General features: G+C 65.4%; 15 protein-coding genes. 6 read left to right on the top strand and 9 right to left on the bottom strand.

Going from position 1 to position 14,332, the window contains the following annotated elements; translation table 11 throughout:
• The first annotated feature begins 446 nt into the window (after window positions 1-446).
• Window positions 447-629, top strand: coding sequence for a PspC domain-containing protein (locus LQ144_RS18250; protein ID WP_230120122.1), 183 nt, complete (start codon window positions 447-449; stop codon window positions 627-629).
• 61 nt (window positions 630-690) lie between these two features.
• On the opposite strand, the gene LQ144_RS18245 is transcribed toward LQ144_RS18250, so the two are convergent.
• The 3 genes from LQ144_RS18245 to LQ144_RS18235 form a co-directional block, all read right to left on the bottom strand.
• On the bottom strand, window positions 691-1,446 hold the full coding sequence (locus tag LQ144_RS18245; RefSeq protein ID WP_230120121.1) for a ZIP family zinc transporter: 756 nt from the start codon (window positions 1,444-1,446) through the stop codon (window positions 691-693).
• A 205-nt stretch (window positions 1,447-1,651) separates the two neighbouring features.
• Window positions 1,652-2,236: a DNA polymerase III subunit epsilon gene (locus LQ144_RS18240; protein ID WP_230120120.1), complete on the bottom strand. Its 585-nt coding sequence runs from the start codon at window positions 2,234-2,236 to the stop codon at window positions 1,652-1,654.
• 146 nt (window positions 2,237-2,382) lie between these two features.
• Window positions 2,383-2,814: an SRPBCC family protein gene (locus tag LQ144_RS18235; RefSeq protein WP_230120119.1), complete on the bottom strand. Its 432-nt coding sequence runs from the start codon at window positions 2,812-2,814 to the stop codon at window positions 2,383-2,385.
• A gap of 243 nt (window positions 2,815-3,057) precedes the next feature.
• Between LQ144_RS18235 and LQ144_RS18230 the strand changes: the two genes are divergently transcribed.
• Window positions 3,058-3,354, top strand: coding sequence for a hypothetical protein (locus tag LQ144_RS18230; RefSeq protein ID WP_230120118.1), 297 nt, complete (start codon window positions 3,058-3,060; stop codon window positions 3,352-3,354).
• A 274-nt stretch (window positions 3,355-3,628) separates the two neighbouring features.
• Here the strand turns inward: LQ144_RS18230 and LQ144_RS18225 are convergent, their stop codons facing one another.
• On the bottom strand, window positions 3,629-5,248 hold the full coding sequence (locus LQ144_RS18225; protein ID WP_230120117.1) for an alkaline phosphatase D family protein: 1,620 nt from the start codon (window positions 5,246-5,248) through the stop codon (window positions 3,629-3,631).
• A 276-nt stretch (window positions 5,249-5,524) separates the two neighbouring features.
• Between LQ144_RS18225 and LQ144_RS18220 the strand changes: the two genes are divergently transcribed.
• Window positions 5,525-6,094, top strand: coding sequence for a hypothetical protein (locus tag LQ144_RS18220; protein WP_230120116.1), 570 nt, complete (start codon window positions 5,525-5,527; stop codon window positions 6,092-6,094).
• A gap of 94 nt (window positions 6,095-6,188) precedes the next feature.
• Here LQ144_RS18220 and LQ144_RS18215 read toward each other — a convergent pair whose 3' ends face one another.
• Together LQ144_RS18215 and LQ144_RS18210 are read right to left on the bottom strand one after the other, a co-directional pair.
• Window positions 6,189-6,533, bottom strand: coding sequence for a hypothetical protein (locus LQ144_RS18215; RefSeq protein WP_230120115.1), 345 nt, complete (start codon window positions 6,531-6,533; stop codon window positions 6,189-6,191).
• A 331-nt stretch (window positions 6,534-6,864) separates the two neighbouring features.
• On the bottom strand, window positions 6,865-7,332 hold the full coding sequence (locus LQ144_RS18210) for a hypothetical protein (RefSeq protein WP_230120114.1): 468 nt from the start codon (window positions 7,330-7,332) through the stop codon (window positions 6,865-6,867).
• A gap of 238 nt (window positions 7,333-7,570) precedes the next feature.
• Here LQ144_RS18210 and LQ144_RS18205 point away from each other — a divergent pair, with 238 nt between their 5' ends.
• A complete protein-coding gene (locus LQ144_RS18205; RefSeq protein WP_230120113.1) occupies window positions 7,571-8,854 on the top strand; it encodes a cyclopropane-fatty-acyl-phospholipid synthase family protein in 1,284 nt (427 codons plus the stop codon).
• A 288-nt stretch (window positions 8,855-9,142) separates the two neighbouring features.
• Here the strand turns inward: LQ144_RS18205 and LQ144_RS18200 are convergent, their stop codons facing one another.
• Window positions 9,143-9,403 carry a hypothetical protein gene (locus LQ144_RS18200; RefSeq protein ID WP_230120112.1) on the bottom strand — a complete coding sequence of 87 codons (261 nt, stop codon included), beginning with the start codon at window positions 9,401-9,403 and terminating at the stop codon, window positions 9,143-9,145.
• A gap of 143 nt (window positions 9,404-9,546) precedes the next feature.
• Here LQ144_RS18200 and LQ144_RS18195 point away from each other — a divergent pair, with 143 nt between their 5' ends.
• On the top strand, window positions 9,547-11,058 hold the full coding sequence (locus tag LQ144_RS18195) for a diguanylate cyclase (RefSeq protein WP_230120111.1): 1,512 nt from the start codon (window positions 9,547-9,549) through the stop codon (window positions 11,056-11,058).
• Between the two features lie 46 nt (window positions 11,059-11,104).
• On the opposite strand, the gene LQ144_RS18190 is transcribed toward LQ144_RS18195, so the two are convergent.
• Window positions 11,105-11,869 carry a hypothetical protein gene (locus LQ144_RS18190; protein ID WP_230120110.1) on the bottom strand — a complete coding sequence of 255 codons (765 nt, stop codon included), beginning with the start codon at window positions 11,867-11,869 and terminating at the stop codon, window positions 11,105-11,107.
• Between the two features lie 280 nt (window positions 11,870-12,149).
• Window positions 12,150-12,308, bottom strand: coding sequence for a hypothetical protein (locus LQ144_RS18185; protein WP_230120109.1), 159 nt, complete (start codon window positions 12,306-12,308; stop codon window positions 12,150-12,152).
• 119 nt (window positions 12,309-12,427) lie between these two features.
• On the opposite strand from LQ144_RS18185, the gene LQ144_RS18180 reads away from it, so the two are divergent.
• Window positions 12,428-14,230 (top strand): SARP family transcriptional regulator, encoded by a 1,803-nt coding sequence (locus tag LQ144_RS18180; RefSeq protein WP_230120108.1) that lies wholly within the window; start codon window positions 12,428-12,430, stop codon window positions 14,228-14,230.
• Window positions 14,231-14,332: the final 102 nt, after the last annotated feature.

Here is a 14,332-nt window from a genome sequence, read left to right as displayed (position 1 = left end):
GCCCAACCTTTCCGTAGCATCTCCGGTCAATGCTGGATGTGTCCGCAAATGCAATTGGGGGGGACATGACTTTTCGGGCCAGCACGATTTCCAGCCGGGATGACTACCGGGGGCAGCCATGAGCCCCCTGGACATCCACTTCGATGAGCCCTCTGTTCCGGTGCCCGACTGGTCCGCCGGCAGTCCAGGCGTCGATGACGGGCCAGCCCCCGTTGTCCACCGTTTCCTTCGATTACCGTCGGTTGGTCAAAGGGCCGCCGCTCGCCCGGACGCCGACCGGGGCAGCTACCTAACAGGATTCTGCGCCGAGTTCCGCGCAGAGAAGGCTCGACGGCGGGGTGGTCGCCAGCGCTGCCGGCCCTCCCGTCGTCGAGGTACACCGCAGCTGCCGAAAGCAGCTTCCCCAAGCCGATGACGCCCCTGCGCCCGGCTGCTAGTGTGGCGAAATGGCAACAGCAATGGTTCGGCCCAGGAACGGCAAGATGATCGCCGGCGTCTGCGCGGCCCTCGCCGCCCGCTTCGGCATCCCCAAGGCCCTCGTCCGCATCGGCTTCGTGCTCTTCGGCCTGTTCGGGATCGGTGAATTCGTCTACATCGCCTTGTGGGTCATCATTCCCAAGGAGGCTTAGCCTCAGTCCGGCTGCCGCGCCGGGGGCGTGTCCGTTCGGGCTGGGCTGCGGGGAGTCTCGCCTAGCCGCCGGTGTGGTGGATGGTGAATGCGGTGAGGAACCCCACCGATGCCACCAGGCCCGTGAGGTTGTGGTGTTCCTCGAACGCCTCGGGAATCATCGTGTCTGCGAGCATGGCCAGGATGCCGCCGGCGGCGACTGCGGTAATGAAGGCCACGAGTTCATCGGGGGCGCTCTCCAGGGCTGTGAAACCGATAAGGGACGCCAAGCCGCTGAGGATGGCGATGCCGCCCCAGACGCCGAACACATATTTGGCGCTGCGGCCCGCCTTCTTCATCCCGGCGGTGCTGGACAGCCCTTCCGGGACGTTGGAGATGAACACGGCCGCGAGCATGGCTGGGCTGACGGCACCACCGGCGATCAGGCCCACGCCCAGAACCACTGATTCAGGGATGCCGTCCAGGAGCGCTCCGATGGCGATGGCAGTGCCGCTTCCCGGGGTGTCCTTTTCAGAGGGCTGCAGTTCCGTGGAGCGTTTGCGGTGCTTGGCCCCGGATTTCGACAGCATGGTATTGGCGCTGACGTAGATCAGGGATCCGGCCATGAATCCTGCGGCGGTGGGCCAGAGGCCGCCACCCTGCACGGCTTCGTCAACGAGCTCAAACGCGAGCGCCGAGATCAGTACACCGGCGCCGAAGGCCATGATGGAGGAGACCAGCTTCGGCGGGACCGTCCATTTCCAGGACAGCCACGAGCCGAGCACCAGCGCGCCTCCGGCAAGTGTTCCCCAGAACATGGCCTGCGCCCACATCGGCATGTATCCCCTTCCGCGGCCGCCAGGCCTGATCGTTCGCTTGGAACCGCCATCTGCTGCAGGCAGGCGCCGGTCCCGAAACCACGAGCATTCTCGCAGACAGGAGGACGGGGCCAGCGGCGGCGTGCCGTCAGCATGCTGATCAAATGCGGACAGAGGCACTCGAGACGGACCGCGCCCTCCGGGACGCACCACTGGGCGTGGAAAGCTAGAGGCGGCGCCGCCCTTGCGGCTTGCTGCCGATGCTCGCCGTCGGCGCATCCCAGAGCCCGGCGAGGCTGGATGCCCCGCGGAGGCCGGCGATGGCCCGAACTACATTCACACTGGCCCTGGCGTCAGCACCCGGGCCGGCCTCGGCGGGCGGCAGACTGAGCGCGGAAAGGACGGCGTCGAGGCTGTACGTCGGCAGATCCAGCTGGCTCCGTGCCAGCTGCAGGGCGCAGTAGAAGTCCTTCGCGGGGAGATCCAGCTTCAGGTGCCCGCTCGCCTTGCGCATGACATCGGCGTCATGGGGGGCGTCGAAGGCAACCAGGGGATCTTCGCAGGTGAAGTGCAGGATCCCTTCAACGGCCATTTCCCAGCCGGCGGCTGTGGAGACGTCCCGTTCGGTGACGCCGTGGCGCCCGGTGTGGACGGGATCGAACCGGTTAAGTCCTGCCGGCGGCTTGATCAGCCAGGACGTCGTGTCCACGATGCGTCCGTCCCGGACTTTCACCAATCCCACGCCGCACACCGACGCAAGGTCACTGTTGGCCGTTTCGAAGTCGATGGCCGTAAAGCATATTCCTGGCACTGCTTGCCTCCCCCTGGCATTGTTGCCGGACGCCAAAGCTTGTCGTTCTGCCCCCTAGCCAAATTATCTTCGCAGACGGGATGCCAGATTACTTTCCCGGGCGGATTGTGAAGCCGGCGGTGATGAACAGCCGGTGAAGACCAGGCTCAGCGTTCGAGGACGGCCTTGAGATTCTGCACAAAGACCTTGTTCCGGCGCGGCACCATGAAGGCCATTGCCGGTGCCATCAGCATGCCGAGTCCGCGCGGCCTCATGTCCACGCTCCGGGTAAATTTGGCGCCCTCCGGTGCGGGTTCTACCTTGTAGGTGATCAGGGGCTGGAGCCCGGCGAAGTCCCCTCGGTACACCAACTGCTCCCCCGGCGTCACGTCCAGTGCAGTGAACTGTCCGTCGGTCTTGCCCATGAACGGTTTGAACCGGAGGGGATAGGTCTTGCCGACGGAGGGCACGGGATCGGTGGCCGCGTCCACCGAGTCAATGTCGACGTGCCAGTTGGGCTCGTTGCGAAGATCCGCAACGTAGGCGAAGACGTCTTCCGGGGTCCGCCTGATGACCACACTTTCAGCCGATCTGACCACGGATCCTCCTCGCGCCCGCCACCTGAACCAAACCAACCGCCGGACGTCGAGGACGTGCGGCGATGAGCCGATTTGTGGCTCTCAGTTTACGCTTAGGGCCGCGGTCTGGGCACTCGGCCGGCTGCAGTCCGCAGCCCAAGCAACTACCCGTTGACACCCCGCCGGGTGCGGAGTACCACGGGGCTTAGACGGTCCAATCCCGGGCCGTCTCTGGTTTGTTCTGAAAGCCTTTAGGAGCGCGCTATGCCCATCGCCGTCATCCTGGATTTCCCCGGCGGAACCCTCGAACAGTACGACCAAGTCGTCGAGAAATTGGGCTTCACGCCCGGCGGACCCGGTGCCCCGGGCGGCCTCACCCACTGGGTGGCAGCCACGGACACCGGGATCCGCGTAGTGGACACGTGGGAGAGCCGGGAGGCCTTCGACACCTTCACACAAGCGAAGACCCTTCCCACCGTCGCCGAGGTCGGCATCCCTGGCCCGCCGGAGATCACCTTCTTCGACGTCCACAACTACCTGACCGCAGGCCCGAAGGCGTAAGCCACTCACCTACATGGTGGACGCCGCCAGGGCCTTCTTCGCCAATCCCGACCTGAAAGACGCCAAGCAAAGGGGCAGCGTCCAGGGCAACCCGAGGATTGAGTCCTTCGAATAGCCGGCCCGCCTGCAGACGGACCAAAAAGCATTGGAAACCCCGACGGCGGGTGGCCAGCATTGCTGCCGGTCACCCGCCGTCGAACTTTGCCCTGGTTGGGTCCGTCGACACCGATCCCGCTGGTTGAGCCTGTCAAAACCGGGTTTAGTGCCTTCGCGCTCAGCGCTCGGGATGCAGGTCCTTGCTCCAGAGCACGGCGCCGTTGGCGTTGCGGAGGCTGACGGAGAAGACGTCGTCCTCGCCGAGGTCCACGTGGCCGAAGAACTGGCTCTCGCCGTTGCGCGGGGACTGGTTGGCGTAGGCACCGGCCTTGAAGAATGCGACCTCGGGGCCGAAGGTGCCGTCCATCTGGCTGGGGCCGAACGTTCCGGCGTTGATGGGGCCGGCCACGAATTCCCAGAAGGGGTCGAAGTCGCGGAAGGCCGCGCGCTCCGGCGAGTAGTGGTGTGCGGCGCAGTAGTGGACGTCGGCCGTGAGCCAGACCACGTTTTTAACCCGGTTGCGCTTGAACGCGGACAGCACCCCGGCGATCTCGAGTTCTTTGCCCAACGGGGCTCCGGCGTCGCGGTTTGAGAGGGATTCCTCGTTCACGGTGCCGTCCGGCACGATGATGCCGAGCGGGAGGTCGGCGGAGATGACCTTCCAGGTCGCCTTGGACTTGCTCACTTCACGGATGAGCCAGCGCGCCTGCTCCTCGCCGAGGATGTGGGTGAGGCTCGTTTCCTTGCCGTCCGTGTTGGGGTCCTTGAAGGTGCGCATGTCCAGGCAGAAGACATCCAGCTGCGGGCCGCGGGAGATCTTGCGGTAGATGCGGGCGGGCTCGAAGCCGGTGCTGCCGTCGCTCAGCTGCGCGATCGGCTGGTACTCCTGCCAGGCCTGGCGGCCGCGGGCGGCGAGCACGTCTGCGCGGCGTTCGGTGTAACGGGCGTCGGTGATGATCTGCCCGGGGTACCAGTTGTTGTGGGTTTCGTGGTCGTCCCATTGGGCGATCACCGGCACGTCGGCGTAGAGGGCGCGGATGTTCTTGTCCATCATGTTGTAGCGGTGCCTGCCGCGGAACTCGTTGAGGGTCTCGGCCACCTTGGACACTTCCTCGGTGACCAGGTTGCGCCAAACCTGGCCGTCCGGCTCGGTGACCTCGGCGGTGATGGGGCCGTCAGCGTAGATGGTGTCGCCGGAGTGGATGAAGAAGTCCGGCTTGGTGGCGTGCATGCCCGCGTAGCCGCGCATGCCGCCGATCTCTTCGTTGATGCCCCAGCCCTGGCCGGCGGTGTCGCCGGTCCAGACGAAGCTCTGCCGGCGGGCTGTGCGGCCGCTGCGGAATGTGCCGGTACCGGGTGCCGTGCTGAACGAGCCGTGCGCAGTCTCGCCGGCGTGGCCCTCGGTATCCTCGAAGTGCATGGTGAGCGCGAAGCGGGTGCCGGCCGGGAGGTGCTGGGCGTTGATCTTGGAGGTGAAGTCGGTGGCCTCGCTGGCCGTGGTCCCGCGGAGCACGCGCTGGAAGGCGCGTCCGCCCCGGAGCGGGGTTCCGTACTCGTCCACGGCCAGCAGGTTGGCCACGAGCCGGCCGGGACCGGAGGCTCGGGACCAGAGCACGCCGGAGTTGGTGGTGACGTCTCCGGTGGAGATGCCGGACGGGAGGGTGAGGCGGTTGCGGACCAGCGGGACGCCGGATGGGCGGGCGGCGTGCGCGGGCACAATGAGTGAGGGTGCGACGGCGGCAGCACCGGCAGCGGCGATGGCACCTTTGAGGACGTTTCGGCGAGTGAAAGCAGTCATGGTGCCATCGTTGACGGCGCTTGTGAACCGTTGGAGACGTGGGGGTGAACACTTGAGTGAGAGCTGACAACTGTTTATTTCAATTGGGGATTTAGCGAAATTGTCTTCCCAAGCACGCGCGGCAGGGACTAATATCCTGCACCTAGGCATTAAGCAAAGAAGATAATGCCGGGAGCGGACCCTTACTTTCGAGTAAGAAATAATGAGTGGGAATCGGTGCTTTGCGCCTTCTCCGCGGCGACTCGTTAGCAGCACTCTCCACCGGGAGCTGCCCTATTGGATATTAATCTGCGAATACCCACCGCCCATAGAATCTTTCATTCGCAAACCTTCGACGCGTCTTTTGTCGAGCGCTTCCCAACCAAGCTTGGATGGAGTTTTGTCATGAAAAGAATGCCTGTTTTGTTGTGCCTTCTAGCGGGCCTGCTCGGAGGAACGGGAGCCGTGGCCACCGCGGCACCCGAGCCGATCGGCACATTCACCTTTACTCTCAAAGAGTGCGGCTTCCGAATCGAGGGTGTGCTCACAGGTAAGTCGAACTTCATTGAGCTACCCGGCGGAGCATTGCTCACGTCTCCCGGCCAGGAAGTGACTCTGACAAATGTGAAGACCCGCGAAAGCGTTACCTATGTGATCACGGGATCCTCGCATATTACAACCTCGGCATCGGGCAACCAGACCATTACAGCAACGGGGCGCAATGTGTTGACCATTCCGGTAGGCGACAGGAAAGGAGTCTACTTGACCGTGGGCAGCGTAACGTATGTGCTCGACAGCAGGGGAAGGCAAGTTAGCCCGTTCGAGGGCGATGCCCAAGTGACGAATATCTGCGAGTTGCTCGCCTAAATTCGTCATTTCACCATCCCTAGTGCCGTCGTACCCGGTGGCCGGCATCTCTGCCGGCCACCCGCCGTCGGGCATTCCTATTTTGGCCGAAACGTCAGCGCGACGGCAGTTGGTCCACGAATGGGATTTGGGCGACGTATTGCTGGTACAGCTTCAGTGCGTCGTCAATGGGAATGTGGCCAAAATCCAACGTGTCCTGCAGCCCTTCCAGTTGGGCGTTCGTTGTTTCCGCTGCGCTGACCCTGTCGGTCAGCGCATGTGAATTGGCGAAGTTGGTGGCCAGGGCCGCCGCGACGGACAGAATTACGGCTGCCAGGCACAGGAATCGCCACACCACGGAATCGTCGCCGAGCGAGAATATGCCCTGTACTGCTTCGGTGAACCCGGTGCCCCCAGCCGCCGGTCCGGCGGTGACCATGGCGGCTAGTGCGCTACCCACGATGCTGATGTTTGAGAGCCTGTTCCGCCGGGGTCGTTCCCGCCCCAGGTAGGAGCGGATGGTCTCTTGCTTCTGTTGGATGCGGTCGGACAGCCTTTGACGCGTTTCCGGTGATTCGTCCATGATCTGCTACCAGCCTCCCTGTCGGACGGTATCTGCGATCAGGATCCCACCGCCCCGATGCGCGGTCCAGACTCGACTGCTCCAGCGCGGGCAGTCCCACTGGCCGCAGAGGAGTAAGGCTGGAGCCCAAGTTAGGCAGAGGGAATGAAACGCCTGACACTGCGAATGTGCTTGGCGGCAGCCGCGGCCCAACGGCCGCAGTCACCCGTTAGCGTGCGCGTGCAACATCCATGAACGCCACGTGGGAGACATATTGCTTATAGAGCATCGCCGCTTCGTCGATCGCTATGTGGCCGAAGCCCAGGGACAGTTGCAGCCCTTCCAACTGTGCGATGGCCGTCTCCGCTGCGCTGACCTTCTCGGCCAGAGCCTGGGAGTTGGCGAAGTTCGTGGCGAGCCCCGCCCCGACGGAAAGAATTACCGCTCCCAAACAAAGAACCCGCCACACCACCGAAGGGTCCCCAAGGGAAAGGGTGTCCTGGACGGCGGCGGTGAACCCTGTGCCACCGAACGCCGGACCTGCCGTGAACATAGCCGCCAGCACACTCCCGACGACGCTGAATTCGGTGAGTTTGTGCCGGCGGGGCAGTTGCCGTCCCAGATAGGACCGGATGTCCTGCTGTTTCTGGTCGATGCGGTCGGACAACCTCTGACGTGTCTCCGGCGAATCCTCCATGATCTGCCACCAGCTTCCCTCTTCGAGAGTGTGTGCGATCAGGATCCCACCGCCCCAATGCCCGGTCCAGAGTTCATAACAACAAACGCCGCGAGCGGCAGCCAACCGACACGAAGACCGGACAGGTTTGTCTCTCTGTCCCGGAACGCCGCGGTTTGTGTACGTTTAGGTTCTAGCGACGGGACTGCAATGAAGCAGGACCTAGCCTGAGGCAGGCACCGGACGAGAGGCGACGAACATGGCAAAGACATCGGGTGTGGCACCACGGCTGGCCAAAGCGCTGGCGATTGTTTTGGGCACGGAGGAGATCCCCGTCCGGCTGCGGGCGTGGGACGGATCGGAAGCAGGCCCGGCAAACGCACCGCTTATCGAATTCACGTCGCGGCGGGCATTGCGCCGGATCCTGTGGTCACCCGGGCAGCTTGGCCTGAGCCGGGCGTACGTGGCCGGAGAAATCGATCCTCACGGCGACATCTTTGCAACCTTCGCGGCGCTGAGCTCCGCCGGCAAGTTCGCCGAGCCCGGCCCCTTCAAGAAGCCAACGGCGCGTGAGCTGGGGACGCTGCTCACCACTGCCGTCAGTTTGGGCGCGGTCGGACCGAACCCCGCGCCGCCGCCCGAAGAAGCGAAGGTCGAAAAGCACGGGCACCGGCACTCAAAGAAACGGGACGCCGCGGCGATCTCGCACCACTACGACGTCGGCAACGACTTCTACCGTCTGGTCCTCGGCCCGTCGATGGTCTACTCCTGCGCGGTGTTTGACAGTGAAGGCATCTCGCTTGAGGCAGCCCAGCAAGCGAAGCTCGATCTGGTCTGCCGGAAGCTGGGGCTGAAGCCGGGAATGCGGGTCCTGGACGTGGGCTGCGGCTGGGGCAGCTTTGCGCTGCATGCCGCTGAGCACTACGGGGTCAACGTCGTCGGCGTGACGCTATCCACCGAACAGGCGGAACTGGCGCGCAAGAGGGTGGCGGAAGCCGGGCTGACGGAGCGGGTGGACATCCGGGTTCAGGACTACCGCGATATCGACGACGGGCCGTTCGACTCGATCAGCTCCATCGGCATGTCAGAGCACGTGGGCCGCGAACAGATCGGCCACTACGCTTCTCAGCTCCACGGGCTGCTGCGCCCCGGCGGCCGGCTGCTCAACCACGCAATATCGTGGAACGCCGGGCCCACAGAGGATGACCCCGACTCCTTCATCCCCCGCTACGTCTTCCCCGACGGCGAGATGCTGAGCCTTTCAGACATGGTTGTGGCGCTGGACGGCGGCGGCTTCGAGGTGCTCGACGTCGAAGCCTTGCGCCGGCACTACGCCCTGACGCTGCGGGCCTGGGTGAGAAATCTGGAGGAGCACTGGGATGAGGCAGTGCGGCTCGCCGGCGCGGGCCGGGCCCGGATCTGGCGCCTCTACATGGCCGCGAGCGCACTGGGTTTCGAGGACGGGCTGACGGGTGTGAACCAGGTGCTGGTGCAGCGGAAGGGCGGGACAGAGCCGCCCCTGCGCCGGAAGGATTGGATCTGATCCGCTGACTGGGGTTGTCGCTGATCGAGCCTGTCGAAACCGGGTGCGTAGAACTCGGATCTCGACAAGCTCGATCACCGGGGACAAGCTCGATCACCGGGGAACGCCGGTTGAGCCTGTCGAAACCAGGTGCGCAGAACTCGGATCTCGACAAGCTCGATCAGCGGGGACAAGCTCGATCAGTGGGGAACGCCGGTTGAGCCTGTCGAAACCGGGTGCGCAGACGCCGGATCTCGACAAGCTCGATCAGCGGGGCAAGCTCGATCAGCGGCGCCCGGCTCGGCTCAGTCACATGCCCGGATGGACCTTTACGAAGTCGATCTTGTTTCCGGGGCTGGTTTTCTTTTGCGGGGAACGCGAGAATCCCTTCGCGTCAAGGTGGTTTTGTGCTCGGTATTCGGCCAGGGCGTCGTCGTAGGCCTTGTTGAGCCGGCCACCGGCGATCTCTTCTACTGTGCCGTCGGCAAAAGTGATGGAGATCAGGACGCTTTCGGGAAAGTGCCGGTTCATCCGGATAAAGCCTTCGGCATCCTGCTGGAGAGTAATCAATGTCTTCCGCCTTCGTTTCAGTGGCTTCCAGTCTCCCCCACTTTCGGGCCGCGCGGTGCGGCGCCGTCATCACACGACAACCCGCGGACGAAATGTGTCCGTTCCAACGGCACCGGGAATGCCGCTCCTGCTAGCCTCCTCGTATGACAACCGGACCGGGGGTAGGGTCAACCGATCCTCGCGGGACGGCCCCAGAGAAGACGCCCGCCGATTTTTCCAGCGCAGCTCCCGCCGAAGCCGCCGATGCGCCAACGGATCTGACAAGCCCCACTTCGACGGCGGACCCAACAGGTCCGGCCCGCACGTGGAGCCTGCAGCGCGAGTGGTCCAGGGCCTTCATCTTCATGCTCTTGGCACTGGTCTTGGGCGCGATCGTCACGATTGTGGGCGTACGGGCCGTGGTGCACCAGATGGAAACGACGGCCGGCCGGCTCCAGCTCGAGTCGGGGAAGGTCGCGCAGGTGGCCGCGGCGGTTGACGACCACGAACAACTGGGGCATCAGCTGCTGGCCGATGCGCCGGTGAACCGTCAGGCGTTCATGCTGCAGCAAAAGGACATCTCGGACAAGTTCGATAAGGCCGCCGAGGTCCTCGCGGATCCCGAGGACAGCGGCATCCAGTCCGCGCTCCTCGGCGCGCGCCAGGACTGGCAGGCGGCGCTGGCGGCACGCGGCCTCTGGGGAGACCAGGTGCTCGAACTGGACGGGAACCACGTGGCTGAGACCCCCGCCTTCGCGGCAGCCAGCAAGGGTGTGCGCGATCAGCTGGCAGGCATCCAGCGTTCGTCGCTGGCGACGTTGGACCGGGGCCTCGTTGACACCGGCGACCTCGAACAGCTGCTCCTGATCGCCAGGACGGGACTGTTGATCCTGGCCGTCGGCGCCACCCTGTACTTCCGCCGCCGCATGGTCAAGGACCTGATGCGTCCCGTCAACAGCCTGCGCCGCGGCGTCCACAAGCTGCAGGCCGGGGACTACAGCCACCGCATCGACATCGCCAGGCGGGACGAGCTGGGCGAGTTGGCCACCGCGTTCAACGGAATGGCCGCCGCCCTCCAGGACAGCCACCGCACGCTGACACACCGGGCGACCCACGACACCCTCACCGGACTAGCCAACCGCGCTGCCCTGACCGAGCGCCTGGCGGCGTCATTTGAAACCGGCAGCGACCTCAGGACGCGGCACGAGGGCCTCCTGTTCATCGACATTGACGACTTCAAGGACGTCAACGACTCCTTCGGCCACGAGGGCGGCGACGACCTGCTCATCCAGCTGGCGGCCCGGCTCCGGGCCAGCGTCCGCAGCCACGACATGGTGGCCAGGCTGGGCGGTGACGAGTTCGCCGTCGTCGTTCTGGACAACGACGACGGCAGTCCCGCCACGGGGCCCGTCGCCGAACGGATCTACGAGACGCTGAGCGAGCCGTTCCTCATCGGCGATCATCCCCTGACCGTCTCCGTGAGCATGGGCGTGGCCCAGAGAAGCGCCGAAACGGCCGACGCCGCTGAGCTGCTGCGGCAGGCGGATTCCGCCATGTACGCGGCGAAACTCGGCGGCAAGGCGCGCTACGAGGTCTACAACGCCGAGGGGAACCAACCGAAACGGCACGTGCATCCGGTGCGGTCAAAGCAAGGCTCAGACACCGCCGGGTGGTGAACCCGCTGGTTGAGCTTGTCAAAACCACTGGCTTTGAGAACCGCGGTTAGCCCTCACGGACAGAGTCGAAGTCCACCTGTGTGACCAACCCGGCCGAACGGAACCAATCCTTGGCCCCTGCCTGGACCGACGCCAACGCCAACTGCTCAACAACCCGTTCAGGTGGACCTTCGAAGACTGATTTCTCATCCTCCAGGTCCCGCCCGGTCAGGCTGCCAGCGAGGAGCCCGAAAAGAGCCGGCTGATCCATCAGGGGAAGCTCCGCACCGTGGCCATCGTTGAGCACACCCCAGCTCGACGCATAGAGCGAAAAGGTCGCCGGACGTTCGCCGTTGTCCAATACGAGCCCACAGTCCTTCCCGTTGAGCTCCAACCGCCGGTAGTTGTGCTCCGTTGCGTCCAGCGCCAGCAACTGGCCCTCATCAAGCCACGACACCCAGACCGTGGTGCACTTCCCCGTCCGGGAGTACGGGGCGGCCGCAATGTAGCCGGCAGTGCTCACGTGGGCGGAATGGCCAACGCCAATGTTGTGTAGCCGGCCACGGACCATCGGCAGAATCCTGCTGACCGGCTGGCCGTAGTTTGCGAATTTTCTCCTCATGACATCAGGGCTGGAGTTCGAGCCGATCGAAACTACCAGCGACCGGGCGCCCAGCGGTGCCGCGTCGGCCCCGGAGAGGACCGCGTTTAGGTCGGCTGCCAGCCCCAGAGGCAGGAAATCCTCGCCGAGGACGACACCCGAGGCTTCTGGCGGATCCCACGGATAGTGCAGCGGATCCAGCCGGACGGACATCGTGGATTCGTTCCCCATCGGCTCAACTTTGTCGCCGCCCGGAAGACACCTGGCCATATATCGAGCCTACTCCCGGCCGCCGCACATCCGAGCAGCTGCGGCCCTAGCCGTCAGGCGGCGCCGGGCCGTGCCGCCAGCTTTCCGTTCAGGGCTGGACGCCGCCCGGCTCAGCGATGCCGAGTCGCGCTCCGTGGACATCGCGGGCTGATCACCTCTTCGGAGCCACGACGGCGGGAGGCCGGGACACGCTCCCGGCCTCCCGCCGTCGTAGTTTTGCGGTAGACCTGTCGAAACCCGGCTAAAGCCGCGCCTCCGAAAACGGCACGCTGGGAAGGTTGCCGGCTTTCCACGGTTCGGTGGAGCGCACACTGGGAGTGTGGCCCCGTCCGTCATGAACGACGGAGCGGACCGTGGCCGAGACAACCCAGAGTCCGACAAGCAGGATGAGCAGTACCATTGTGGTGCACCTCGGGTGATTGAGTGTGGATTGGGTGATTTCAGTGTCCCCAGGCGGCGTGTGAGCAAGCGTGTGATGCTACGCAGACGCCGAAGAAGCGCGGCGGTAACATGAGCCGTATGGCCGAGACCTGGATCCGGCTCCTCGGTCCGCCCCGGATCGAGTCCCCTGGCGCAATTCCCCCGCAGCCCAGAGGCCGCAAGGCCTGGGCGGTGCTGGCCTACCTCGCGCTGCAGGCTGACGGCACCGGCCGCTCCCGGACCGCCTCGCTGTTGTTTCCGGATGCCGCGGATCCCCTCGGGGCGCTGCGCTGGAACCTGTCCGAGCTGCGGCGGACCCTCGACGGCATTGCGATGGCGGGCGATCCCCTGCGGATGGTGGTGCAGCCTCCGTGGCGCTGCGATGCCGCCGAGGTGATTGACTCGGGAAGCAGCCCGGGCCTTGACCCCCGCCGGCTCGACGGCCAGCTGCTGGAGGGACTGTCCTTCGCCGACTGCCCCGTCTTCGACTCGTGGCTGGCGGACCAGCGCTACCGGCTGGAAAACGTCGTTCAGTCCATGCTCTACGAGGCCTCCCTTGCTGCCCTCGCTACGGGGGCTCCCGGCGAGGCAGTGGAGCTGGCATCGCTCGCGCTGCACAGGGATCCCTTCCACACGGACTGCAACGTCGTGCTGGTCAAGGCGTTCGTGGCCCTGGGCGAGCACCGCCGCGCCCGGGAGCATGTGACCAGATGCGGAGAGCTCTACCGCCAGGAGCTCGGCCTGCCGATGCCCGCGGAAGTCCGGCGGGCACTGTCCGATGCGGCGCCGGCGGCGGACCCGGGAATGCCGGCCACCGGGGCGACGGTCCGGTCCTATCTCGACGCCGGAGGCGCCTCACTCTCGGCGGGCGCCGTGGACCGGGGGCTGGATCAGCTGCGGCTCGCCGTCGTACTCGCCCAGCGCACCAGCGACCGCCACCTGCTCGCCGAGTCCCTCGTGACGCTGTCCGGCGCGCTGATCCACCAGGCGGGCGGCCGCGGCGCCGAGGTGGCGGACTTCCTGCACCAGGCGTTGTCGGCCGAAGGGCCCGACGGCGCCTCCCGGACTGCCGCCGCCGCTTACCGCGAGCTGGGTTACCTGTCCGTGCAACGCGGTGTCCCCGACCGCGCGGCCGGGTGGCTTGACCGGGCGATGGTGGCGGCCGAGGGATTCCCCGACGAACAGTCAAGGATCCTGGCCATTCAGGGCATGCTGGCCTCGGACACGGCCCGGTACGCGGACGCCGTGACGGCGCTGACCGAGTCCGGAAGGCTCGCCAAAGCCGTCGGGAACCGCCGGCAGCAGGCGTTCAGCGAGGCCCTGCTGGGACGGGTGCGTCTGCTTCAAGGCGAGTTGGAAGCGGCCGCGGCCTGTTTGGACCGGGCGCTGGACTGGATAGCGGCGGAGCACTGGACGGCGTTCGAACCGTTTGTCGACGGGGTCCGGGGAGAAACATATCTCGCCGCCGGCCGGCTGGAGGAAGCTGCCGAACTGATTGACAGGTCCTGGGTGATGGCCGACTTGGCCGGCGACCACTGCTACATGGCGTTGGCCGCAGGCGCCGAGGCACGCCTGTTCCTGGCGCACGGCGATCTGGCGGCCGCGGAACACTGGGTTAACCGCGGCCTTGAACCCAAGCCGTGGTATCTCTGGTATTCGGCCCGGCTGCTGGACACGGCGGCCGAAGTCGCCATCGCCGCCCGGTCTCCGCGGGCTTCAGAATTCGCGGGGCGGCTGGGCGAACTGGCGAGCCGCAGCGGGATGCGGGAGTTCGTGGTGCGGGCACAGTCGCACCGGGCCGTTCTCGGCGACGCGGCAGCGGCGGAGACCGTGCCCTGGCTGGCGAAGGAGATCGACAACCCTGCCTTGACGGCGTTCCTGGCCGGACGCCAGCGCGGTTGAGCTTGTCGAAACCCCGCTGGTTGAGCCCGTCGAAACCAGCACACCCGCGTTAAACAAAAGCAGGGCCCGTCAAAGACGGACCCTGCTCGAAACCTGTAAGGT

The sequence above is a fragment of the Arthrobacter sp. Bi83 genome (assembly GCF_918698095.1).
Classification (GTDB): domain Bacteria; phylum Actinomycetota; class Actinomycetes; order Actinomycetales; family Micrococcaceae; genus Arthrobacter.
Note: the sequence above shows the minus strand (reverse complement) of the source record. Positions and strands in the feature narration are given on the sequence as shown.